This window comes from Comamonas sp. wu1-DMT, assembly GCF_040187805.1.
Taxonomy (GTDB): Bacteria; Pseudomonadota; Gammaproteobacteria; order Burkholderiales; family Burkholderiaceae_C; genus Comamonas; species Comamonas thiooxydans.
This window is the reverse complement of record NZ_JBANEM010000001.1, coordinates 689,962-712,566: the sequence shown is the minus strand read 5'-3', so window position 1 is coordinate 712,566 and position 22,605 is coordinate 689,962. Positions and strand designations below refer to the sequence as shown.

At 57.0% G+C, this 22,605-nt stretch carries 17 protein-coding genes, 5 tRNA genes and 1 pseudogene; 11 read left to right on the top strand and 12 right to left on the bottom strand.

Annotated features, from left to right (window positions below):
- Nucleotides 1–114: 114 nt before the first annotated feature.
- The 4 genes from uvrC to V8Z78_RS03250 all read left to right on the top strand — a co-directional run bounded on the left by uvrC (nt 115) and on the right by V8Z78_RS03250 (nt 3,461).
- Nucleotides 115–2,067 (top strand): excinuclease ABC subunit UvrC, encoded by a 1,953-nt coding sequence (uvrC, locus tag V8Z78_RS03265; RefSeq protein ID WP_280007865.1) that lies wholly within the window; start codon nt 115–117, stop codon nt 2,065–2,067.
- A gap of 60 nt (nt 2,068–2,127) precedes the next feature.
- On the top strand, nt 2,128–2,691 hold the full coding sequence (gene pgsA, locus V8Z78_RS03260) for a CDP-diacylglycerol--glycerol-3-phosphate 3-phosphatidyltransferase (RefSeq protein ID WP_003066269.1): 564 nt from the start codon (nt 2,128–2,130) through the stop codon (nt 2,689–2,691).
- A 407-nt stretch (nt 2,692–3,098) separates the two neighbouring features.
- Entirely contained in the window at nt 3,099–3,371 is a 273-nt protein-coding gene (locus V8Z78_RS03255) for an HU family DNA-binding protein (protein ID WP_003056615.1), read from the top strand.
- Nucleotides 3,372–3,385: 14 nt separating this feature from the next.
- Nucleotides 3,386–3,461, top strand: a tRNA-Val gene (locus tag V8Z78_RS03250).
- Nucleotides 3,462–4,180: 719 nt separating this feature from the next.
- On the opposite strand, the gene V8Z78_RS03245 is transcribed toward V8Z78_RS03250, so the two are convergent.
- Entirely contained in the window at nt 4,181–4,405 is a 225-nt protein-coding gene (locus tag V8Z78_RS03245) for a hypothetical protein (protein ID WP_349730863.1), read from the bottom strand.
- A 417-nt stretch (nt 4,406–4,822) separates the two neighbouring features.
- On the opposite strand from V8Z78_RS03245, the gene V8Z78_RS03240 reads away from it, so the two are divergent.
- The gene (locus tag V8Z78_RS03240; protein WP_003066420.1) at nt 4,823–5,125 is read left to right on the top strand and encodes a hypothetical protein; all 303 of its coding nucleotides are present in this window, start codon (nt 4,823–4,825) and stop codon (nt 5,123–5,125) included.
- Between the two features lie 246 nt (nt 5,126–5,371).
- Here V8Z78_RS03240 and V8Z78_RS03235 read toward each other — a convergent pair whose 3' ends face one another.
- Both V8Z78_RS03235 and V8Z78_RS03230 read right to left on the bottom strand, forming a co-directional pair.
- Nucleotides 5,372–6,565 carry a GGDEF domain-containing protein gene (locus tag V8Z78_RS03235; protein WP_280007775.1) on the bottom strand — a complete coding sequence of 398 codons (1,194 nt, stop codon included), beginning with the start codon at nt 6,563–6,565 and terminating at the stop codon, nt 5,372–5,374.
- Between the two features lie 754 nt (nt 6,566–7,319).
- On the bottom strand, nt 7,320–7,670 hold the full coding sequence (locus tag V8Z78_RS03230) for a 3'-5' exoribonuclease domain-containing protein (RefSeq protein WP_179625989.1): 351 nt from the start codon (nt 7,668–7,670) through the stop codon (nt 7,320–7,322).
- A 593-nt stretch (nt 7,671–8,263) separates the two neighbouring features.
- Here V8Z78_RS03230 and V8Z78_RS03225 point away from each other — a divergent pair.
- From V8Z78_RS03225 to V8Z78_RS03215, 3 genes are all read left to right on the top strand, one after another.
- Complete coding sequence (locus V8Z78_RS03225) at nt 8,264–10,162, top strand: SurA N-terminal domain-containing protein (protein ID WP_012837822.1); 1,899 nt, start codon at nt 8,264–8,266, stop codon at nt 10,160–10,162.
- Nucleotides 10,163–10,227: 65 nt separating this feature from the next.
- Nucleotides 10,228–10,303 (top strand) — tRNA-His (locus tag V8Z78_RS03220).
- 140 nt (nt 10,304–10,443) lie between these two features.
- Nucleotides 10,444–10,519 (top strand) — tRNA-His (locus V8Z78_RS03215).
- Nucleotides 10,520–11,114: 595 nt separating this feature from the next.
- Here V8Z78_RS03215 and V8Z78_RS03210 read toward each other — a convergent pair.
- The 4 genes from V8Z78_RS03210 to V8Z78_RS03195 form a co-directional block, all read right to left on the bottom strand.
- Entirely contained in the window at nt 11,115–11,558 is a 444-nt protein-coding gene (locus V8Z78_RS03210; RefSeq protein ID WP_039048426.1) for a helical membrane plugin domain-containing protein, read from the bottom strand.
- Nucleotides 11,559–11,592: 34 nt separating this feature from the next.
- Nucleotides 11,593–12,783 carry an NAD(P)/FAD-dependent oxidoreductase gene (locus V8Z78_RS03205; RefSeq protein ID WP_349730862.1) on the bottom strand — a complete coding sequence of 397 codons (1,191 nt, stop codon included), beginning with the start codon at nt 12,781–12,783 and terminating at the stop codon, nt 11,593–11,595.
- A 71-nt stretch (nt 12,784–12,854) separates the two neighbouring features.
- Nucleotides 12,855–13,490, bottom strand: a complete 636-nt coding sequence (locus V8Z78_RS03200) for a TetR/AcrR family transcriptional regulator (RefSeq protein WP_349730861.1) — start codon at nt 13,488–13,490, stop codon at nt 12,855–12,857.
- An 800-nt stretch (nt 13,491–14,290) separates the two neighbouring features.
- Nucleotides 14,291–14,440, bottom strand: coding sequence for a hypothetical protein (locus V8Z78_RS03195; RefSeq protein ID WP_003066434.1), 150 nt, complete (start codon nt 14,438–14,440; stop codon nt 14,291–14,293).
- A gap of 1,349 nt (nt 14,441–15,789) precedes the next feature.
- Here V8Z78_RS03195 and V8Z78_RS03190 point away from each other — a divergent pair.
- Together V8Z78_RS03190 and V8Z78_RS03185 are read left to right on the top strand one after the other, a co-directional pair.
- Nucleotides 15,790–15,971, top strand: a pseudogene (locus tag V8Z78_RS03190) (CsbD family protein).
- A 184-nt stretch (nt 15,972–16,155) separates the two neighbouring features.
- Nucleotides 16,156–16,232 (top strand) — tRNA-Met (locus V8Z78_RS03185).
- A 530-nt stretch (nt 16,233–16,762) separates the two neighbouring features.
- Here V8Z78_RS03185 and V8Z78_RS03180 read toward each other — a convergent pair.
- Together V8Z78_RS03180 and infA are read right to left on the bottom strand one after the other, a co-directional pair.
- Nucleotides 16,763–16,839, bottom strand: a tRNA-Pro gene (locus V8Z78_RS03180).
- A 71-nt stretch (nt 16,840–16,910) separates the two neighbouring features.
- Nucleotides 16,911–17,168, bottom strand: a complete 258-nt coding sequence (gene infA / locus V8Z78_RS03175) for a translation initiation factor IF-1 (protein ID WP_003056533.1) — start codon at nt 17,166–17,168, stop codon at nt 16,911–16,913.
- Between the two features lie 411 nt (nt 17,169–17,579).
- On the opposite strand from infA, the gene asd reads away from it, so the two are divergent.
- Entirely contained in the window at nt 17,580–18,443 is an 864-nt protein-coding gene (asd, locus tag V8Z78_RS03170; RefSeq protein WP_280031335.1) for an archaetidylserine decarboxylase, read from the top strand.
- 65 nt (nt 18,444–18,508) lie between these two features.
- On the opposite strand, the gene V8Z78_RS03165 is transcribed toward asd, so the two are convergent.
- The 3 genes from V8Z78_RS03165 to map all read right to left on the bottom strand — a co-directional run bounded on the left by V8Z78_RS03165 (nt 18,509) and on the right by map (nt 22,488).
- Complete coding sequence (locus tag V8Z78_RS03165) at nt 18,509–18,769, bottom strand: hypothetical protein (RefSeq protein WP_003056528.1); 261 nt, start codon at nt 18,767–18,769, stop codon at nt 18,509–18,511.
- Between the two features lie 74 nt (nt 18,770–18,843).
- Entirely contained in the window at nt 18,844–21,486 is a 2,643-nt protein-coding gene (locus V8Z78_RS03160; protein WP_349730860.1) for a [protein-PII] uridylyltransferase, read from the bottom strand.
- Nucleotides 21,487–21,675: 189 nt separating this feature from the next.
- Complete coding sequence (map, locus tag V8Z78_RS03155; RefSeq protein WP_003066441.1) at nt 21,676–22,488, bottom strand: type I methionyl aminopeptidase; 813 nt, start codon at nt 22,486–22,488, stop codon at nt 21,676–21,678.
- Nucleotides 22,489–22,605 lie beyond the last annotated feature (117 nt).

Genomic DNA, 22,605 nt, shown 5'->3' with positions numbered 1-22,605 from the left:
TGAAATTCAATGTGATAAAGCGCTGACAGCTCCTTTTATTGAGGTGCTACAGACTGTCTGGTCGTTTGCACCGCTTGCTGCCGGATTCGTTCACATGCGCAGACAATAGCGCCCATGTCTTCCACGCATTCCGCCGAACTGCTGGCCCAGGTGGCCGCGCTGCCGCCATTGCCGGGCGTCTATCGCTATTTCGATGCGGCCGGTGTCCTGCTCTATGTAGGCAAGGCCATCAACCTCAAGCGCCGCGTTTCCAGCTATTTCCAGAAGGACCATGGCGGCACGCGCATAGGCCATATGGTCAGCAAGATCGCGAGGCTGGAGACCACGGTGGTGCGCTCAGAAGCCGAGGCGCTGCTGCTGGAAAACAACCTCATCAAGACGCTGTACCCCAAGTACAACATCCTGTTCCGGGACGACAAAAGCTATCCCTATCTCAAGATCACCGGTGTGGCCCACCGTGACGGCAAGGAGGGCGAACCTGCGTTTCAGGAGTTCCCGCGCATTGCCTACTACCGCGGCGCCGTGGACAAGAAGCACCGCTACTTCGGCCCCTATCCCAGTGCCTGGGCGGTCAAGGAAAGCATTCAGCTGCTGCAGAAAGTCTTTAGGCTGCGCACCTGCGAAGACACGGTGTTTGCCAACCGCAGCCGCCCCTGTCTGCTCTATCAGATCAAGCGCTGCACCGGCCCCTGCGTGGACCTGATATCGCCCGAGGCCTATGCGCTGGATGTGCGCAATGCCGAGGCCATGCTGCGCGGCGAAACCAGCGAGCTGCTGCAGCAGCTCGAAGCGCGCATGATGGCGCACTCCGACAGGCTGGAGTTCGAGCAGGCGGCCGAGGTGCGCAACCAGCTCACGGCCCTGTCGCGCGTGCTGCACCAGCAGGCGATCGAAACCACGGACGACAAGGATGTGGACATCCTGGCCGTGCGCGTGCAGGGTGGCCGCGCCTGCGTCAACCTGGCCATGGTGCGCGGCGGCCGCCACCTGGGCGACAGGCCTTACTTTCCGGCGAATCTGGGCGATGCCGCATCGGTCTACTCCAGCGAGGAAGAGGTGGACGCCGCAGCCGGGGCACGGCCCGTGGAGGAGCTGGTGTTGGAGGCCTTCATTGCCCAGCACTATGTCGGCGTGGCCGTGCCGCCCACGCTTGTCGTCAGCCATCCCGTGGAGAAGCGGCTGGTGGAACTGCTGACCGAGCAGACCGGCGTGCGCATCACCGTGGTCCAGCAACCACGCGAGCAGCGCCGCATCTGGCTGGAGATGGCACAGAAAAATGCCGACATCCAGCTGGCCCGTCTGCTGGCCGAAGAAGGCTCGCAACAGGCGCGCACGCGCGCCCTGGCCGAGGCGCTGGATCTGCCGGTCGAGAATCTCGACGAGCTGACCATCGAATGCTTCGATATCTCGCACACCAGCGGCGAAAGCACCAAGGCGTCCTGCGTGGTGTTCCATCACCACAAGATGCAGAGCAGCGATTACCGCCGTTTCAATATCGAAGGCATCACCGGCGGCGACGACTATGCGGCCATGCGCCAGGTTCTCACTCGTCGCTACAAGCCCGTGGCCGAGGCGCAGCGCGAGGCGGGCGGCGCCGAGCTGACCGGCAAGCAGCCGCATCTGCCGGATCTGGTGCTGGTCGACGGCGGCAAGGGCCAGGTCAGCATGGCGCGCGAGGTGTTCACGGAGCTGGGCCTCGATCTGTCGCGCATCGTGGGCGTGGAAAAAGGCGAGGGCCGCAAGGTAGGCCTCGAAGAGTTGGTGTTTGCCGATGGGCGCGACAAGGTCTACCTGGGTCATGACTCGGCGGCGCTGATGCTGGTGGCGCAGATTCGCGACGAGGCGCACCGCTTCGCCATCACCGGCATGCGCGCGGCCCGCGCCAAGGTGCGCACAGGCAGCAGCAGTCTGGAAGATATTGCCGGCGTGGGGCCCAAGAAACGGGCGCGATTGCTGCAGCGTTTTGGCGGCGTGCGCGGCGTGGCCGATGCCAGCGTAGATGATCTGATGACTGTGGAGGGCATTTCCGCAACGCTGGCCGAAGAAATCTACAAGGCACTGCATTGATGCCGGCTGCGCAAGCGCGAATCCGCGCTGGCGCTGCGTGCTCGTGACACAATGACACCCATGTTCTTCACCATCCCTACTGTGCTGACCCTTACGCGGATCGTGGCGATTCCGCTCATCGTGGGGGTGTTTTACGCGCCGCTGGATCAGGCGACCCGCAATCTCATCGCCACCGTGATGTTCATCGTGTTTGCCGCCACCGACTGGTTCGATGGTTATCTTGCGCGCAAGCTCAATCAGACATCGGCATTCGGTGCTTTTCTGGATCCCGTTGCCGACAAATTCCTGGTCTGTGCATCGCTGCTGGTACTGGTTCATCTGCAACGCGCCGATGTGTTCGTGGCCCTCATCATCATCGGTCGCGAGATTGCCATCTCGGCGCTGCGTGAATGGATGGCTCAGATCGGTGCCAGCAAGAGCGTGGCCGTACACATGATCGGCAAGGCCAAGACCATGGCCCAGATGGTGGCCATCCCCTTTCTGCTCTATGACGGAGTGGCGTTCGGAGTGATCGATACCGGCGTCTGGGGGCAGTGGCTGATCTGGATTGCGGCGGTGCTGACCGTCTGGTCCATGGTCTACTACCTGCAAAAGGCATTGCCCGAAATTCGTGCCAGGCTCTGAAATCCGAAGTGGAGCTCTCTGAAAGCGCTTGTTCATCAAGCGCTTTTTGCTATCTGGCGGGCTGCTTTCGGAGCAGCAAAAAGACTTTGCGGCAGCGCATCGCATGACTTGATCGGACTGCAGATTTTGTCAATTGTTGTCAATCGGTGAAGCCGACACGGAAGAAGCTTGAAAAAAGCCGCTGTGGATGGCCGAACCCGCTCAAAAACCGCATAGAATCTGGTTCTGTCGCTGGAATGCGCAGCGCGAGTTGGCGTCAAAAATGTCAGCGGCTTCAGGTAGAAATGGGCTTGCCCATACGCAGAAACTGATAGGCTGGCTTCCGTCTTTATCGCGACTGGTTTCTTGCTACGCAAGGTCTGCGTTTGCAGAGACATTCCATTCACTTATTTCTCGAGAGGCATCTTGTGAATAAAACCGAACTGATTGAGCACATCGCTAACAACGCCGATATTTCCAAGGCCGCAGCTGCGCGTGCACTGGACTCCACGATCGACGCAGTGAAGAAAACACTGAAAAAAGGTGGTACAGTATCGCTTGTTGGTTTTGGCACATTTGCTGTTGGCAAGCGTGCAGCTCGCACCGGTCGTAATCCTCGCACCGGCGATTCCATCAAGATCAAAGCGGCCAAGGTGCCTAAATTCCGTCCGGGCAAAGCATTGAAAGATGCTCTGAACTGACACCCAGTTTTAGTGGGTCCTTAGCTCAGTTGGTAGAGCGGCTCCTTTACACGGAGTAGGTCGGCGGTTCGAGACCGTCAGGACCCACCACTAAAAAACTAAAGAAATCAAGGGCTTAGAGCGATCTAAGCCCTTTTTCTTTGCCCTCTCTACCAACCGAAATCGTTGCTTGCCAAGCTGCCTGAGCCTGGCGTGGCGCCCGGCAGGAGAGCTCATGGCCGCTTGAGAAAAGCTCGCGGCGGCGGGCCGGGGTTACATCTTTTCGGGCTTCTTACGCTCTCGCTCTCATACCTGCTTTTCAAGTGTCTCTGGAGTTTTCTAGATTGGTGTCTCGCTCATCGGACGGGCATAAATAAGGTGAAATCAGAGCGAATGCTGATGAGTGTCTCAGGGTGTGAGTTTTGCAAAATTGGCTCCATTTCGCGTAACTGCTCGGCCTAGCATGCTCATGTGTTCTATGACAGGAGGCCAATCATGAAATCGCTATCTGCTATCGCGTTGCTGGTGACCGCTGGCGCGCTGAGCGCCTGCGATGACAAAGCACCAAAGCCTGAACTGGAAACGCGGCCGCCGGCAATGGAGGGAATACAGCGACCACAGCCAGATCCTGGAGCAGCAGTCCCGAGGCCTGAGCCATCTCCTGCGAATCCAAATCCACGGCCTTAAAGACTGGGACTTGGATAGGACTGCTAGGAGTCTGCTCATTTGGTTGTTTGTGCGGGCTCGCTTCGTTGCTGTTCCCGGCCACGATCAGCCAGAGGGTTGATGCTGTTTCCGGCCGCTCGCTCCCGGGCCGTTTTTGTGGAAGGCTAGTCTGCAGCCGGGTGATCGATGATGTAGCTCGGCGGGAAGTCCTGGACGCTATGGCACTCACGCTGCATGAGCATGCGCAGCACCATGCCTGCGGCTACCTCGCGCTCGCCCTTGGGCCGGATACGTTCAGCAGGTCTACGGCTAGCCGCCTGTAGCTTCGCGCGGCATATCTCCGAATGTCCGCGCGATAGTGGCAGATCTTCGGGGGGCAGCGTTGGCATCGTGCGCGGCGATTGCGTCGGGGTGATCCCTGTGTCAAAGGAGCGCCACTGGCATGCCCAATGCCTGTGCAGGCATCACAGGCGCCGATCAACAGGCCAATCATCAGCTTGGCAGGCAGTGCCCGCTCGAATTGAGGTGTAAGCATGAGCTCCAGAAAACGAGCCTGCTTGGTGGCTGGCTGTTCAGCTTGAAAAGTTGGAGATTGCTGGTGCTGAAGATTCCAGTCCAGCGGTTTTGTGCATGGGGCTCATGGTGTTGGGTGGCGCTCACTTGTTGCGGGATGAGCAGATGCGGTACCTTATAGATTGGGGCAACTGCGAGGGGATGGCTGATTTGATGAGGTGTTCCGAGAGGATCGGAATATCAACCAATTTGGCAGGACTCTTCACGCGACGGTCCCTAGCTAGGAGGTCGCCATGGAAACGATAGAACAGATGGCTGAAAGACACATCCGCGAGTCTGAAGCGGACTTGGTTCATATCGATGTGTTGATGAAGCGTGCACAGAAAATGAGTGCGAACGCAGCCGATCAAGTGGAAGCTGAAAGGCTTTTGGATCAAGCCATGAGGCAGCGCGCTAAGTTGGATCTGCATCTCGCGGCCCTAAAGAGCAAGCAAGAGTCCGATTGTGAGCAACTGGCCGAGGAGGGCAAGCGCTTCAAGGAGACGCTTGAAAAAATACGCTCGAATATTGAAGTGATGCTGGCTTCCTGGCTTTGACCGCCAAGCGGTTGCAAGGATGGGCGACCTCCGAACGTTCCTGTGTGGAGCCGCAGTCGGCAAAGAAAGTCTGTTGCGGGGTACATCCTCCTGCACCTGTAGATCGCCCTGCCAGTCGATGGCAATGCACTAGATGATCATGTTCTTGAGCATTGCTCCCCAGAACGCCAAAAGTCCGCTCAGTGGCGGCTGGGAAAGCTCCCGCTACAGGGTTTTCATAAAGCGCTGCGGCAGGTCATCTTGCAACTATGGGTCGAGGCTGGGATGAGTGCTCTCGATAGAGATATCTGGATAACTCACTCCCGATACATGCACTTGATCACGTCCAGCATTTTTTGCCTGATAAAGAAGCTGATCGGCTTCTCTCAAGGCGTGGTCCAGCTGGGACGGATCGGTGATCGATGAAATCCCAAAGCTCATGGTCAATTTTGTGCCAGAGAGAAGAAGGTCTTTATTCGACCGGAGGTCTTGTCGGATGCGTTGAGCAATTTCTTCTGCATCTCGCAGTGCGATGTCGATCAACAGAATCACAAACTCTTCACCACCGAACCGTGCGACGAGGTCGCGCTCTCGTACATGGTTTTGCAGAGTCGCGGAGACAAGCTGCAGCACCTTATCGCCATATTCATGACCCCAGGTATCGTTGATTCGTTTGAAGTGGTCTATATCACAGGCCAGCACCGCCATGGGATAGAGCCTCATGTCGGTTAAAATCTTCAGGGCATATTCATGGAAGGATCTGCGATTCAATATCTGGGTCAAAGTATCAAGGTCACGTTCTTTCTGTAGTTTGCCAACGGTTTCCTTTGCGGCAATGACGGTCATGACCACGGTAAAGAGTATCGCGAAGTTCAATATGCTCACCAGTGTCAAGAGCCAATACGGCGATCTTGGAAATGACCGCGGATCCGGGTATCCCAGCAGCGAAATAATCATGGGTCGAGTAAGAGTGTAGGCTGTGAAAATCATGCTCAGCCAGAGCAGTGACTTGTCGAGCCAGTCAAATGAGTTCTTCCTTGAATAGACCTGGAGGATAGGTAGCAATAAAACAAGGCCTGAACCAACACTGAAGGAGTTCACTCGTGCCCAGACGTTGGGGCTGATCCGGCTAAAGTAATACAGCGCAGCTAACGTGATACCGGCAATCAGTAGCGCTACAAGTGGCTGGGCCGATACACGCCATCTCTCTGCCCAACTTTTCGCAAGGCACCAAGCGCTCAGCAGGTAGAAACTGCCAAGCAGGGGTGCGTAGCGAGTGAGCTCCTCCAGGGGCATCAAGGTTTGAGCTGCGAGAGGCAGTGCAGTGAGTGAATAGGCGCAAGATTGCCAGAGCAGAAAGCGCTGAGATCGTTGGGCGAGCCAGGCAGCGACCAATATGACTGCCAGAACAAAGATCGCCAAAGGTGGCGTCAGAACCAAGAGGTCGTTATTCGCGAACATATGACCAGAGCCTCCTCGATCGAAGAGCGGTAACGCCTGTTCCTTGAGCGCAAAGCGACAATCTACTTGCACCGTAAATGTGTTCCGCTATTGGCGTCACAATTTATTACAGCGTGCGTCCTCCCTCATCCATGTCAGCCTGCTTCTTGTTTGGAGTGGTAAATCAGTCAAAAATTGTCAATGCCAAGACTTTCTTCCATGAATGAAAATCGTTCCAAGTTATTGATTCGCATTCATCGCTGGCATGTAGCTTCCGTGCGATTTTTGAAGCTTATGCAGTGATCTTTTTAATCTCCTGAATCTGAATGCCAGCCTGCTTCTATGGTCAGCTCCTTGCATTGCTGGGCGCCCTTTTGAAGGATGTACGGCTGGCTTGCTGCGTACTGCAGTGCGAAGCCATGAGGCTTTGCCGAAGGGCTTTGGTGGCTTGTCGTCTGCCTTCTGTGCCATCTGGCAAAGCCGCTCATGGGCCTGCCTTGCCTCATCCAGCTTCCCGGGCCGGATGCTGGGAAAGATTGGCTCATCTGCTTGTGCGGGAGTGCTGGTCGGCCCATGCAGATGGCGGCGGCCGGGATCAGTCCTGCAACGAGATTTTTCATGGTTTCGCTTCGTAGCGCTTGTCTGTAAAGCGCAAGCAGCTATCTCAATTGAGTCGATCGCACTCACATCGGCCAGGCATCTGGCGTCTTGGCGTTCACCACGGGCACGCCAATCAGGCAGAAGAAGCCAAAGAGGGTCAGCGCGATCAGTGGCTTTATTTCAGGGGCGGGCTATCAGAAGCGCGAGGGCTAGGGTGCGGGTATGCGGCCATTTCACAGGTCCCCTTGGCAATCAGGCTTTGGAGCAAGGTGAGTGACTTTGCCAGTTGCTTGGCCTCATGGCTTGCTTCATGCAGGGCGTAGTGCTTTACGTCCACAAAGCCGCCCACAGCTTTTGCTGCGGGATGAAGGTCGAGGATGGCTCGCATGTCGCGGTCAAAGAACCATTCCCAGGGTAGTTGCTGGGAGAACGTGTCGTAGAGACTGCGCAGGATCACGTTGTCGAAGCCAGCCCTTCGCATCGGGTGCTCAGGGTGTCGTCCTTGAGATGCCGACGACGAGGTCAAGGAGGACGCCGGACGGTATTGGATCAGGGGATCTGCAAGCAGTTTCCGGTGCCTGGATCGGGCGTCAAGCAGCGCATGCAGCAGCAGTCGTGTGCGTGTGCGTGTGCATGTGCATGTGCATGTGCATGTGCATGTGCATGTGCATGTGCATGTGCATGTGCGTCATCCTCGAGTGTGGCTGGGAAGGAAAGCTGGAGACCACTGTAAGTTGCGGATATTGATGAAGATATAAGCCTTCGCGCAGAGTGGCTAGGCGGTTCGAGACATTCAGTACCCGCCCCTACAGCGCAAAGAAGGCTTGGAGAGCTCAAAGCCTTCTTTGAGTTTTGGCGTCTATTGCTACTGGAAGTGACGGTTGTTCGGGGTATTTCTATGCAAGATGCCCTGGCTAGACAGCGGCAATGGAAAAGCTGGCAGTTAGAATGGACAGGATTAGCCTAACCCTGTTGGTGGAGGTTGGATGGCAGTTCTGTAGAGCATCAGTGCCCTGTAGAGGCCCGGTCGGTGGCGCAAGCGGGTCGCACGGCTTTCACCATTGTTAATGAGGCGAACGCAAGTTCGCCTTTATTTTTGCTGCCGCAGAAAGATTGACCATGTTCGAATCCATCCGCAAGCATTCCAAGTTCGTGATGATCTTGTTGTTCTTGCTGATCATTCCCTCTTTCATTTTTGTCGGAGTCAACCAGAACTACTTCACCGAGTCCAGCCAGACTGTGGCCCGCGTGGATGGGCATGACATCACCCAGCAGGACTGGGACAACGCTCACAGGGCTGAAAGCGACCGCCTGCGTGCGCAGAATCCGACCATGGATGCCAAGCTGCTCGACTCGCCAGAGGCGCGCTATGCCACGCTGGAGAAGCTGGTGCGTGATCGCGTGCTGGCAGCTGCTGCCGCCAAGATGCACCTGACAACGCCCGATGCACAGTTGGTGCGTACCTTGCGCGAAATCCCCGCGATTGCGTCCTTGCAAAAACCCGATGGCTCGCTGGATGCAGAAGCCTACAAGGCTCTGGTCGGTTCGCAGGGCATGACTCCCGAAGGGTTTGAAGCCAATCTGCGTCGGGAACTGGCACTCAATCAGGTACTGGGTTCCGTCTCTTCGACAAGCTTCACGACTGCCGCGCAGTTGCAGCAGGCTATGGACGCCCTGTATCAGCGCCGAGAAATTCAAGTTGCCCGGTTTGATGCCAGTGCCTTTGCAGGCAAGGTCCAGCCCACGGAGGCCGAGCTCAAGGCTTTCTATGAAGCACACACCAACCAGTTCAAACAGCCCGAGGCAGCAACGGTGGAATATGTCCAATTGGATCTGGCCGCTGTACAACAAGGCATTGTTCTGAGCGAAGACGACCTGCGCACCTATTACAAGGAAAATGCCGCCCGTCTTGCTGGTCCCGAAGAGCGTCGTGCCAGCCATATCCTGATCAATGCGGCCAAGGATCTTCCGGCTGCCGAGCGTGAAAAAGCCAAGGCCAAGGCTGAGCAATTGCTGGCCCAGGTGCGCAAAGATCCCAAGAGCTTTGCCCAGGTAGCCAAGGCCAACTCGCAGGATCCCGGCTCTGCTGCCAATGGCGGTGATCTGGGTTACTTTGGCCGCGAGGCCATGGTCAAGCCATTTGAAGAAGCCGTTTTCAAGATGAAGCAGGGCGACATCAGCGATGTGGTCGAGTCTGACTTTGGCTTTCACATCATCGAGCTGACCGGCATCAAGCAGCCCAAGGTGCCCTCGTTCGAGGAAATGCGCCCCAAGCTGGAAGCAGATCTCAAGCAACAACAGGCTCAGCGCAAGTTTGCAGAGGCGGCCGAAGCCTTCTCCAACGCCGTTTACGAGCAGTCAGAAAGCCTCAAGCCTGTGGCCGAGAAGTTCAAGCTGAGCATTCACAAGGTCGAGAACGTGACGCGTGAGCCAGCCCCTGATGCGCAAGGTCCTCTGGCCAACAAGCGTTTCCTTGAGGCATTGTTCTCCGCAGACTCTCTGGAGAACAAGCGCAATACCGACGCAGTGGAGCTGGCCCCCAGCAACCTGGTGGCTGGTCGTGTGCTGAGCTATGCTCCTGCGCACACCCAGTCCATGGATGAAGTGGGTGAGAAACTCAAGCAGCTATATGTGGCGCACCAGTCCGCAGAGCTGGCCAAGCAGGAAGGCAAGGCCAAGATGGCCGAATGGAAAGCCAAGCCTGAAGCAGCTCAACTGCCTGCGGCTGTCGAGGTGGGTCGCGATCAAGCCAGGGACCTGCCGCGTGAAGTGCTGGATGCGGCATTGCGCGCCCCCACGAATGCCCTGCCTGCATGGGAGGGTGTCGACCTTGGCAATGCAGGTTATGCCGTGATCAAGGTCAATCGCATTGCCCAGCGTCCTGCGCAAGATGCTCAGGTGCTGGAGCAGCAAAAGGCGCAGTTCACGCAGTGGTCTTCCATGGCTGAAGTCATGGCCTACTATGAACAGTTGAAGAAGACCTTCAAGGTCCAGATCAAGGTGCCGCGTCCTCAGTAAGGCATTTAAATCAGGCATGAGTTTATTTTCGGCCTGATTTATGCATTACAATAGATGCTTCTACGGTGGCTGTAGCTCAGTTGGTAGAGTCCAGGATTGTGATTCCTGTTGTCGTGGGTTCGAGTCCCATCAGCCACCCCAGAATTTCAAAAACGCTCTGCAGCGCAGAGCGTTTTTATTTGATGAGAGGTGTTTGCCTTGAATCGTTGCTAGTTCAGTGTTTATTGCTCTCAATTTTGATTTGATGGCTCAAATTCTGAAGTAGAATAGAGACTTCTACGGTGGCTGTAGCTCAGTTGGTAGAGTCCAGGATTGTGATTCCTGTTGTCGTGGGTTCGAGTCCCATCAGCCACCCCAGTTTATAAAATGCCCCACAGGTTTGCTTGTGGGGCATTTTTGTTTTTTGCAGCTCGCTGCTATGCAGCGAGCGCAGACTGTTTTGAGGCTCTACTTTTTCGCTAAACAGGCTGCCCGGTGCTTGAAAGCCTCGTGACAGTGGTCGGGCTTTTGCATTGCGCTACCTGCATGCAGTCAGCGGCGCGCACCTTCAAGCAGAGCTGCGGCTGCCCCGCCAGCAGACGGTGTGCGGCATCACTACGACAAGCGCAGCGCCGTGCCAGCCATCCTTTCCTGCGGCTCCGAGGGGCGCTCGCTCGTCATCCGTGGTGGATTTGTAAATGTGTGGCAGTACCTCGGCGAATTAAATCGGTGGACATGGCGGCTTGAATGCAAAGGTTTTTGGCTCATCTGCTTCACGACTGCAACTGATGGTGCAAAGTGCTCTGCCAGTGCCTTGCTGATCTGTCCAAGGGATTCGGCGGGGGAAGGCTTGGCGTTGCACAGGCGGCACAACTATTCAGGAGGCAAGGCCTCATAGATTGATTGCCTCTCCAGAAAAGAAAGACCGGCTGCGGCGGAGGGGGCTGGGGCCAGAACTGCTAAGAACTTGCCTTCAGTCCGCTGTGTAGTCGATAGGGTCATAGGCATGTTGCCGGCCCAATGCTCCAGCCATGGATAGCAGGAACGCCAACCCACGGCGCACATCTGGCTCACCCGCCATGCGAAGAAGGCCAATTAAAGTAGGTGTTGTCTCGAGTCGCTCCATGCGGGCTGCGGCCATGCGGGCCGCGTTTCCGGCTGACCATGCTGCAGATACGCTTTCTTCAAAAGCTCTGGCCAGCTTTTCGACCATGTACGCATCGCTCATATCGACCGCATCGGCAGCCGCGGAAAGCATGTCTACGACACGGTTCAGGCGGCGCCCTGCCAATAGAGGCTCGAGTTTGCTCATGAGTTCGGCCAAACCCTGAAGAGCGGCATCGTCGTTCAGCAGGCCTGCACTGAGTTTCATGGCAGATTCGTGCTCGGCCATCGGAATATCGGTAGTGCTATTCATCTCGAATCTCCTTGTGTACATCCATGAAGCTGGCTTAGACCAGGGCGCGTGCTACCGCCCAGTACAGGCCTCGATTGAAGCCCTTGCGCATCATTCCGCCGATCTTGGTGGGAGGCGTTGGCTTGACATCTACTTTGTAGTCATACCAAAGAGGCATTCCGTCATCGAGTCCCATCTGCGCGATGGCCACAACTCGGCCGTCGTATGCATCGCAAGTACGGTCGAAGCGGATTTGCGATGCGATGTTGTTGACGACAACAGGTGACTGGCTGTGGCAGGAGCCACCGGCCTTGCTGACAGGAAGATCCACGGTGTCGCCGAGCACGTAGACATTCGAGGTGCCTAGCATTTGCATCGTCTCGTGGTCAGTGGGGAGCCAACCTTCGCCATCTTGTGCCTGGGACATACCGCTATCGCGTACGGCCTGTACTGCGCGAATGGGGGGTGTGGCCATGAGAATGTCGAAGTCTTCTGATTCGCCCTCTTCCGAATAGGCGATCTTTGCGTCGGGGTCCACGTGCGACAACGTGAACCCGCGCTGATAACGTATACCGCGTTGCTCGAACACCGTGGGGAGGATCTCGCAGGTATCCCTCTGAAGGAACAGGCAGTTGCGCAGCAATTGCGATACCGTTGGGTAGGTATAGATGATCTCCACTTTGTCTCTCACTCCGCGGCGGCGCAACAGATCGTCGAGCATCAGAGTCGTCTCGATCGGTGCGATGCCGCACTGGTGGGGGACGTTCGGGGTCTTGGGGAAGGTCACGGTGATGAATATTCGACCCTTCTCGATACGAGTCAGCTTGTCGGCCAATTTGCGGGCAGGCCTATGCTGGTAGAAATGGTCGCCGCCCTCGGTCAAGCCGGCAATGCGCTCTGGGGAAGGAACGCAGCCCGTGGATATCACAAGGTGGTCGTAGTTAAAGCGTTTTCCGCTTTTGCATTGGACTGATTGAGCCGAAAAATCAAAGCTCTCCACTTCCTCGACTTGAAAGTCGATTTCAGGCCTCAGCAGCCCGCGTTGTTTACGTCTCAGTTCATCCCTGAAGAATGCATTGAAAGCCACATACATAAAGGCTGGCTTGTAATAGTGCCAAGGAGAATTGGAGAGCATGGTGATGCGCACCTTGCCGCTTAGCAATTCCGGATATAACTTGATGACCAGATGATTGGCCGTCATGGTTCCGCCAATGCCGCCGCCAATGATCAATATGTGATGTGCCATCCTGCTACTCCTCTTAACATTCAGTCGAAAAATGGCCGGCACCTGACAGGTGTCGGTTCGTGAAACCAAATTCAATCGGGCCGAAGTGAGCGCCATACTCCTTCCCACAAGGAGTCAAAGAGTTGTTCGAGCGGTGTGTCCACCAATCCGTCAAGGCGCAGGCAGATAATGCGGATGGCACTGCCATACATCAAACTGGCGGCAACCATGGGTTCCATTGAGCGAATTTCGCCGTCTTTCATGCCGGAGAACACAAAGCCGCGCATACGGACAAATGCGGAAGCGGAACAGATCGCTTGCTCCTCTGGCAGAAACTCGCGGTGGCGTGCGTTGACCACAAAACCCATTGCATCAGGCTCGGTTTCAGCCAAGGCGAACAGCATGCGCAGTACGGCTTCACAGCGTTCGCGGCTGCTTGCGTGCTGCACTTCTATGACATCCAGCAGCACATTCATGCGGGAGAGCAGGTGTCGATAAAGCTCCCTGGCAATGCCTTCTTTATCAGTGAAGTGGTTGTAGAAATATCCGATAGAAACTCCGGCCTCGGTGCATAACTCTTGGATTGAAGTGTTAAAGAAGCCATTTCTTACAAAAAGCCTCAGAGCCACACTAAGCGTTTGAATATGGCGGGAGCCGGAATTTGGAAAGAATGTCCAAGTTTCTTTTTGCATTGTAAAAATAGAATGAATCTTCGTTCTATTTTTCACGTAATGATGATATGGAAAACAGGGGTAAACCCTGTTTGCAGAAAATCGAAATTTCCAAATCTTTGGAGATTGCAATTTGGCTGGGCAGGTCTCTCGCCTTTTGCTTTTGCTTTTTGTGTATGGAGAGGTCGAAGCTCTATGGGGCTCTCATATCTGATGAGTTAACTTTCTTGCGTCTGGCCACCCGACGGGTGAATGCGTTGGCCATATCAGTTGGCTCGAGTCTTTTGAACTATCTGGCAACGCCGCTCTTGGGCATGCTTTGTGTCCTCCTGCTTCCAGGGCTTGATACCCGAGACGCGCAAGCGGCGCGGTATCGGCCTTGGTGACAAGGCACTTCTGACGCTTGAGCCTCATCCCAGGGCTCGTATCGCAGCCATCCTGGTCCTGGAAAGAGGGGCTGTGGGCTGTTGGGGTTCACTAAATTCGAGGCCACATGAGGCTACAGAAACAACAGCCAGTTCAAGGCTGGCTAGGCATGGCAGGAGCTTCACTTGCTTACACATCGAATACTCGTAAGCAATTGAATAACCTAGACTTATTGCTATGAAAAAGTTACTTGGAGTCGCGGCATTTGCGCTGTTCTTGTCTGGCTGCTATGCACATCACGGGCATGGTTATGGGCACCGTCACCATGATGGGTACTACGGGCATCCGCACGGCCACAAGCATCATGGCCATCGGTCAGGTGGTCATGGAGGTGGGCATAAGCACCACGGCGGGAGTGGGAACGGTCGGCGCTAGACCTGAAACGCAAACAAAAAAGCCACCTTCGGGTGGCTTGGTTTATCTGGAAACCGTTAGAAAGCGTCGGCGCTGTACTCGCCTTCGGGTGGGGTCTGGGACAGTATCCGCAGAACCTCTTCGGGAGAGTGGGGGTCAGGCATTGGCGTCATGATCTCTTGATTCGTCGCTTTGAGTTCGGGATAGGCGGCGTACAGGTAGGTCATGGCTACTCCTTGCAGGGTGGATGGAAGCTGATGAGTCCCTTTTTAATGCTTGACTGTGTCAGTTCGTTGACAGGAATGTAAGTTGTGAGGTGTGCTCGCGAATTCTCAAATATGCATTGCACGGTCTTGTTGTCCAGTCGCTAGGCTGTTTGCACGGGCAGGAAAAGGCAGTGCGTGCAGCGATTCGGATCGCGCTGCCAGAGAAGAATGAAGTTGCGGAAGGGGGTATCCGCCCAAGCCGGGTCAGTGGCTCAGGGTATCGCGGCAGCGGAGGGGCGGGCAGCAAGCGCGATCGTGCCAAGTGGTTTAGCCATGGGTTTTCATCCTCTTCGGGATCGTTGCCGCAACGCAGGGCGGTGGATCAGTAGCGGCGATGGCCGGGTTTTGCTGGATGCTTGCCGTCAATCTGGTGCAGGACTCTGCCAGCCATATGCGGTGCGTGATGGCGCAGTCGAGAAGCTCTGGCCGGTGCTCCAGCCGGGAGACAGGCTTGTGGCTGCGCAACGGTATTTGGCCGTGCTGCTGTGGCTGGCGACTTGATTGGCTCGATCGTGGAAAAAAGGCTTGGCTAATAGGAGAGGGCCGCTGGCTAGCTAAAACGCTGCAAGCCCCTGCTTGTCAGCGCCCCACGATGAAGAGGCGGTACAGCGACTTGCTGCACCATGGGGTGAATCATAAACGCAATTGAGAATCGTTTGCAAATAACCGTGTAATTCTCAGGACTATAAAAAGAGAGGATCGATGACTGGAGGCATGAAACTGAATGGCACCAAGAGTTGCCGGATAGATGCGGGCGCTGGGTTCAGGGCGGTTGGAAGAGGCTGCGAGGTGTCAGTGCCGAGGAGCGGTACCAGCCTCTGCGGCAGGAAGATGAGCCATTGCCTTCAATTCCGGACTGGGTGCTAGACAGGCTCAGCTTGTGCTGCAAGCCGCGTCCATGAAGCTCCATCACGTGCTGTTTGCAGCCTATGTCCTGGAGAAGGAGCACTTGAACTCTGTGCGCTGGCGTCTGGTCAGGGCTGGCATGATGTCGAATCCACGGTTTGCGTTCCCTCTGGTCGATATTTCGGATGCTGCTGACGTATCTTGATAAGGAACGCCCCGATAGCGGCCATTCATCGCAATATTGAGGCGTATGCCCAGGCTGCCTAGGGTAGCCAGCGGCGTGACCATAGTTTCAAGCATGATCAGCGGGCGCCTTTGTTTTGCGTTTGCCGTTGTGAGCAATTGATGGCGCGTAAGGGTTTGCATCACATGGATGCCCTGGCAGGTCCCGCGTCCGTAGGCCTCACTAGCGCTTAACTTTGACTCAAGCCGCATTTCGCGGCTTTGTTCATAAGGAGGGTGTCATGAATACTGATCAAGTCAAGGGCACATTGAAGGATGTGGCAGGCAGGATTCAGGAGAGGCTTGGTGAACACATAGACAGTCCTGAGCAAGAAGCCAGGGGATCGCAACGCAGGTTGAAGGCACCGCTCAGAAGAAGATAGGTGATCTGAAAGAAGCGATTCAAGAAACGACCAAAAAGTAAGCTGCACGAGCTCTAACGAGCAAAGTCCGCTAGGTTGGCCAACTGACTTTTGTGTTGCTTCCCGAGGGGATTCATTACTGAATATCTATTCATGCTGTAGATTTATACATATGTGCTACAATGCAAGCGTCGGGGAAATCATGCAGGCGCCTAGGAATGGTGGTCGGCCCCCGACGCGGAATATCGCGAGGTGGAGCAGTCTGGTAGCTCGTCGGGCTCATAACCCGAAGGTCGTTGGTTCAAATCCGGCCCTCGCAACCAATAAAGCCCTGGCCGGAAACGGTCAGGGCTTTTTGCCATCTGTCTGTCATATTTCGAGAGCAAGATACGCATCGCTAGGTTCAGGTTGTAGCACTGAAAGATGGCTTAACCCCTGGCGCCAATTCCAAAGCCCTGGCCGTAGCAGCCGGGGCTTTTTCTTTTGCCTGCCGAAAGCTGGTTGCTGCGGCCCTGGTTCTGCCTCGACGGCTTTTCTTATTCCTTTGAGCCAGTCAAGGCCACGCCTGGGTGGCATGTCGCGCGGATGATGCGGGCTGCTTCATCGCTCACGGAGAGCTCTTGCATGTGTCACTTTGGGCCGAAGGAGTGCAAGCTCGAATTAGGAGGGAGGCGTCAGCCTTCTTGCCATGAGGGCGCAAAGCATCGATGCTTCGTGCCGGCCTCAAAGGGAGTTAAGGCGGTTCTTAGTCTGCCAAGCCGCAAATAGATATGATGGCGCGTATAAGCCGGCAAGGTCGAGAAGCCTAGACAGACAAAAGGGGTTAGATCTTTCGATCTAACCCCTTGTCATTTGGTCGGAGCGGCGGGATTCGAACTCGCGACCCTCTGCTCCCAAAGCAGATGCGCTACCAGGCTGCGCTACGCTCCGAAGCCTCTATTCTAACTACAAAAAATTGCGCATCTTTTGAAAGTGGCGAATTTTTGATGATGAGGCGCTATTTATTTTGAACGAGGTGTCGTGGGGGCCGGGCCACGGTTGGCCAGGTGGCGGAAGGTAATACGGCCCTTGGTCAGATCATAGGGCGACATTTCCAGCGACACCTTGTCGCCAGCCAGAATGCGGATGTGGTGCTTGCGCATCTTGCCGCCGGTGTAGGCAATCAGTTGGTGACCGTTGTCCAGCGTGACGCGAAAACGCGAGTCAGGCAGGACTTCCGTCACGGAACCTTGCATTTCAATCAGTTCTTCCTTGGCCATTTGTTCAATCTCTTAGAAAAGGTCAGTTGCGGCGCTTGCTCGTCATCACCACGGAAAAGGCCTGAGCAGAACAACTGCTCAGGCCTCAATGTGGCAAGGGCGCTGCGCTGTTTGCGCAGACCGAACAAAAGGCCGATATCCAATCAAGCCGTGCTGTGAAACAGCATTCAGCTAAACATTGGAATTGTAGCGTCTCGCCTTCGCTTATGCCCTCATAAAGGGGTAAAGCGTCGCAGCGATGAGACGGGGGCATGGGTCTTTGTCATGACGCTTGCATCATTGAGATATCGCGCCTGGGCAGTGGCCTGGATGGGGTAAAACGCCTGTAGCCCCCAAAGACAGCCGCCGCTGCCGTGGTCTTGGCTAGAATCCTGTTCGACAGCTCTATAACTTTGATAGCAAAATTCCATTGTGTCTGATCGACTCGCCGTACTTTCCCAATATTTCTTGCCCAAGCAGGCGCTGACCGCGCTGATGGGAAAACTGGCGCAAGCCGAGGCCGGCGGATTGACGACGGCAGTCATTCGTCGCTTTATCCAGCGCTACCAGGTGAACATGGCCGAAGCGGCCAATCCCGATCCTGCTGCCTACAAGACCTTCAATGCCTTTTTCACACGTGCGCTCAAGGACGGTGTTCGTCCTCTGGCGCAGGCGGACTGGATTTGCCCGGTAGATGGTGCGATCAGTCAGTTCGGCAGGATAGAAGGCGAGCAGATCTTTCAAGCCAAGGGGCATCAATACAGTGCGACTGCCCTGGTGGGAGGGGATGCGGCTCTGGCGCGCCAGTTCGATAACGGCAGCTTTGCCACGATCTATCTGAGCCCGCGCGACTATCACCGCATTCATATGCCCTGTGCCGGCAAGCTGCGCAGCATGACCTATGTGCCAGGGGATCTGTTCTCGGTGAACCCGATTACCGCACGTGGCGTACCCGGCTTGTTTGCGCGCAACGAGCGCGTGGTCTGCGTGTTCGATACCGATCATGGGCCCTTCGTGCTGGTGCTGGTGGGAGCGACGATAGTGGGCAGCATGGCAACGGTGTGGCATGGCCTGATCAATCCTCCGCGTCCAGGCCATATCAAGACCTGGAATTACGAAGGTGCCGAAGCGGTGACGCTGGCTAGAGGCGAGGAGATGGGCCGCTTTCAGCTCGGCTCCACGGTGGTCATGCTGTTTCCTCAGGCTGCAGGCCTGCAGTTCAATCCGCAGTGGCAGCCGGCGGCGCCGGTGCAACTGGGCCAGATCATGGCCAATGCACAGGCCAAGCTGGGCTGATAGCCGGGTTCCATAGAAAAAGCCGCTGATGCCATGGGCGTCAGCGGCTTTCTTGTTTCGAGGGATCAAAGAAACCAAGTCAGTGGTTCAGGCCGGCGTTCGGTGGTGAACACCGTGGGGGCAAGACTCAGGCGATCGGGTTTGACCGGGTCGTCGTGACCTCGGAGGTAGACCATCAGTTCGCGTCTGCGCAAGATGACATGGCTGACGATTTCGCGTCGGCCATTCTGAGTGACCTCGGTGCCGGGGCGAAACAACGGCATATGAAACAGGCCACTGCGTGTGGTGGGCGGCGATGCCGCAACTTCATTGGAGGCGAGCTGCATGGGCTTTCCGTAGTAGTGGTGACTGCTTATCGGCAGCGAATCATCAAACTAAAGCCCGAATTGCCGGGCCTGGTTCAACCGGGCTGGGCCAGGGCCTTGAGCAGCTCGGTCTCCATGCGCAACTGGCTGTTGTTGTCCTGCAGCTCAGGGCCTTCGATGAGGAAGCTGTCTTCCACGCGCTCGCCCAGGGTGCTGATCTTTGCCAGGTGCACGCTGATATGGTGCTGGGCCAAAATGCGGGCAATGATGTAGAGCAGGCCGGCGCGGTCTGATGCGGAGATGGACAGCAGCCAGTGCTGGGCTTTTTCATCGGGGCGCAGGATGACGCGCGGGGCGAATGGAAAGCTTTTGACGCGGCGCGACAGCCGTCTTTGCGAGGGTGTGGGCAGCGGGCCGCCCCGCAGCAGTGTCTGCGTCAGATCGCTTTCCACCATGTGCATGAGCTCGCGATATTGCTCCTGCATGGTGGGGGCGACGACCTGGAAGGTGTCCAGCGCGTAATCGTTGTTGGCCGTGTGCACGCGCGCATCGAGAATGGAAAATCCGGCCCGGTCGAAGTAGCTGCAGATGCGGGCAAACAGATCGGGCTGGTCGGGTGCATAGACCAGCACTTGCAGGCCTTCGCCGGCCAGCGAGCGCCGGGCGCGCACCACGGGCTTGCCAAGGCCCACATGGCGCGAGAGATGGCGGGTATGCCAGGCGATGTCGGCCGCTTCATGGCGCATGAAGTAGCTCACATCCAGTGTCTCCCAGAGCTTCTTGTGGGACTCAAAGGGTTGGGCAGACAGGGCCAGTTGCACCAGCGCCTCACGCTTGCGGGCTTCGATTTCGGCGGCGGCATCCGGGGCGCGACCACCTAGCACACGCAGGGTCAGGCGGTAGGTGTCTTCCAGCAGCTTGCCTTTCCAGGCACTCCAGACCTTGGGGCTGGTGCCGCGAATGTCGGCCACCGTCAGCAGGTACAAGGCAGTGAGCTTGCGCTCGTTGCCAACGCGTTCGGCAAAGGCACGAATCACATCGGGGTCGGACAAGTCCTGCTTCTGGGCCACCTGGCTCATGGTCAGGTGCTCGCGTACCAGAAACTCGACCAGCTCCGCATCGGCCTTGTCGATCTGGTGGGCGCGGCAAAAACGCTTGACTTCGACGGCGCCGATCACGGAGTGATCGCCGCCTCGGCCCTTGCCGATATCGTGGAAGATGGCAGCCAGATACAGAATCCAGGGCTTGTCCCAGCCTGCGGCGAGCTGGGAGCAGAACGGATACTCATGGGCATGCTCGGCCATGAAGAAGCGCCGCACATTGCGCAGCACCATCAGTATGTGCTGGTCCACGGTGTAGACGTGGAACAGATCGTGCTGCATCTGTCCCACGATGCGGCGGAAGGGCCAGAGATAGCGGCCCAGTACTGAGGTCTGATTCATCAGCCGGATGGCATGGGTGATGCCGCGCGGCTGCTGCAGGATTTTCATGAAGGTGGCGCGATTGACCGGGTCGCGACGGAAGGCGCTGTCCATCACGTCGCGGCTGGCATACAGCGCACGCAGCGTGCGTGTCGACAGACCTGTCAGCCCCTCATGCTGCTCATACATGAGAAAGGTTTCGAGAATGGCATGCGGATCGCGCTCGTACAGATCGTCGCTGACCACCTCGATGGTGCCGGCCTTCTCACAGAAGCGATCATTGAGCTGAATCAGCTCGTGCGAGCCGGGGTTCAGGCGCTCTTCGATGCTCATGCGCACGATCTGGCACAGCTGGGTCACCGCCTTGGCGGCCCAGTAATAGTGGCGCATCAGGGTCTCGCCAGCGCGCATGGCCAGCTTGCGGCCCTCCGGCGTGGTGGAGCGGTAGCCGAAGGCTTCGGCCACGGCAGTCTGCAGGTCGAAGACCAGCCGATCCTCATGGCGGCCGGCAACGGCATGCAGGCGTGCACGGATCAGGCTGAGCAGGGATTCATTGGATTCGAGCTGCTGGACCTCGAAATGGGTGATCAGGTCTTGCTCGGCCAGCTCATGCCAGCTGTTGCCGAAGCCAGCGGCCTTGGCCAGCCAGAGCATGGTGTGCAGATCGCGCAGCCCGCCGGGCGATTCCTTGCAGTTGGGCTCGAGCGAATAGGGCGTGAAGTCGTATTTGGCGTGGCGCTGGCGCATTTCCAGCAGCTTGCCTTCGACAAAGGCCTTGGGATCAAGTTGCGCGCGGAACTCCTGTTCGAAGTCGGCAAACAAGGCCTTGCTGCCGGTGATGCGGCGTGACTCCAGCATGGCGGTCTGCACCGTCAGGTCCTGCGCAGCCTCCTGCAGGCATTCGGCGATGCTGCGCACGCTGGAGCCGATTTCCAGGCCGACATCCCAGCAACTGCTGATGAACCGTTCGATGCTGGCCGCCAGTGCTGCAGCCGGCTGTGCACTGCTTTGGGGCAGCAGCACCAGCACATCGATGTCCGAGTAGGGAAAGAGCTGGGCGCGCCCATAGCCACCCACGGCCAGCAGGGCAGCGCCTTGCGGCATCTGCGCGCGTTGCCAGAGGGTGCGCAGCAGACCATCGGCCAGTTCACTGAAATGGTGCAGCACTCCGCGCACGCTGCGTCTGCCCAGCGTGGGGTTGCGCAGCAAGTCCATTTGCCGGGCCTTGGCCTCGCGGTATTGCTCGCGCAGGCTCTGTAGCGAGGAGAGGTCGGAGACGTCGGCAGAGTGGGCGTAGGAGTGGGCAGAGGAGGTCATGCGCAGTAGAAAAAAGCGTTTCAACAGGGCAAGTGCTTGAGCGTCACCTTAACCCAACTGACTTGGGCTTGAGGCCTGTGATGGCAAAAAGATGAGCGCATGGCGCTTGCAGCACAAGGTCTACAAGCAAAAATATGCCGCATCCAGCTTTGGCCAGATGCGGCATGCAGGTCAGCGGCAGCAATGCGCTCAGGTGCGGATGGCCGTGATGAAGTCGGGCGGGGTGGGCGAGCCATCGGACCAGGTCAGCACGTCATAGCCGGTCTTGGTGACGGCCAGCATCAGCTCCCACTGGGCGGTCAGGCTGCGATCCTTGGTGACCACGGTCCAGCCGTCGGGCATGGCCTTGATGTCGCGCTTGCCCAGATTCAGCATGGGCTCGATGGTGAAGACCATGCCTTCTTCCAGCACCACGCCTTCGCCGGGGCGGCCGTAGTGCAGCACCTGGGGCTCGTCGTGGAACACCTTGCCGATGCCGTGGCCGCAGTATTCACGCACCACAGACAGGTTGTTGCTCTCCGCATAGGTCTGGATGGCATGGCCGATATCGCCCAGCGTGGCACCGGGCTTGACCTGGGCGATGCCCTTCCACATGGCCTCGAAGGTCAGCTTGGACAGACGCTTGGCGGCAATCGTGCCTTCACCAATGATGAACATGCGGCTGTTGTCGCCGAACCAGCCGTCTTCGGTGATGATGGTCACGTCGACATTGACGATATCGCCCTTCTTCAAAGGCTTGTCGTTGGGGATGCCGTGGCACACCACATGGTTGACCGAGGTGCAGACATAGGCCGGGTAGGGCGTCATGCCTGGGGGCTGATAGCCCAGGCAGGCCGTCTTGGTGCCTTGCTCGGCCATGCGCTTGGCGCACAGATCGTCGATCTGCTGGGTGGTGATGCCGGGCTTGATGTGGGGGGTGATGTAGTCCAGCACATCCGAAGCAAAGCGGCCTGCAACGCGCATGCGCTCGATGTCTTCGGGAGTCTTCAGTGTGATGCTCATGGTCGCAATTATCCCATTGCGCGCTTGAACATGCAGGGCTTGTGGGTGTGAGCATTCGGACTAACCCCGAGGCACGGTAAAATCCGAGGCTCACCGAATTCAGCGCTTTGGCCAGGT

What these genes read in the sequence shown, in the direction of transcription:
- V8Z78_RS03195 (WP_003066434.1), bottom strand. Translation starts at nt 14,440, where the DNA reads ATGACCTACCTGTACGCCGCCTATCCCGAACTCAAAGCGACGAATCAA.
- V8Z78_RS03205 (WP_349730862.1), bottom strand. Translation starts at nt 12,783, where the DNA reads ATGGCACATCACATATTGATCATTGGCGGCGGCATTGGCGGAACCATG.
- uvrC (WP_280007865.1), top strand. Translation starts at nt 115, where the DNA reads ATGTCTTCCACGCATTCCGCCGAACTGCTGGCCCAGGTGGCCGCGCTG.
- V8Z78_RS03210 (WP_039048426.1), bottom strand. Translation starts at nt 11,558, where the DNA reads ATGAATAGCACTACCGATATTCCGATGGCCGAGCACGAATCTGCCATG.
- V8Z78_RS03225 (WP_012837822.1), top strand. Translation starts at nt 8,264, where the DNA reads ATGTTCGAATCCATCCGCAAGCATTCCAAGTTCGTGATGATCTTGTTG.
- infA (WP_003056533.1), bottom strand. Translation starts at nt 17,168, where the DNA reads ATGGCCAAGGAAGAACTGATTGAAATGCAAGGTTCCGTGACGGAAGTC.
- V8Z78_RS03160 (WP_349730860.1), bottom strand. Translation starts at nt 21,486, where the DNA reads ATGACCTCCTCTGCCCACTCCTACGCCCACTCTGCCGACGTCTCCGAC.
- V8Z78_RS03245 (WP_349730863.1), bottom strand. Translation starts at nt 4,405, where the DNA reads ATGCCAACGCTGCCCCCCGAAGATCTGCCACTATCGCGCGGACATTCG.
- V8Z78_RS03165 (WP_003056528.1), bottom strand. Translation starts at nt 18,769, where the DNA reads ATGCAGCTCGCCTCCAATGAAGTTGCGGCATCGCCGCCCACCACACGC.
- V8Z78_RS03235 (WP_280007775.1), bottom strand. Translation starts at nt 6,565, where the DNA reads ATGTTCGCGAATAACGACCTCTTGGTTCTGACGCCACCTTTGGCGATC.
- pgsA (WP_003066269.1), top strand. Translation starts at nt 2,128, where the DNA reads ATGTTCTTCACCATCCCTACTGTGCTGACCCTTACGCGGATCGTGGCG.
- map (WP_003066441.1), bottom strand. Translation starts at nt 22,488, where the DNA reads ATGAGCATCACACTGAAGACTCCCGAAGACATCGAGCGCATGCGCGTT.
- V8Z78_RS03240 (WP_003066420.1), top strand. Translation starts at nt 4,823, where the DNA reads ATGGAAACGATAGAACAGATGGCTGAAAGACACATCCGCGAGTCTGAA.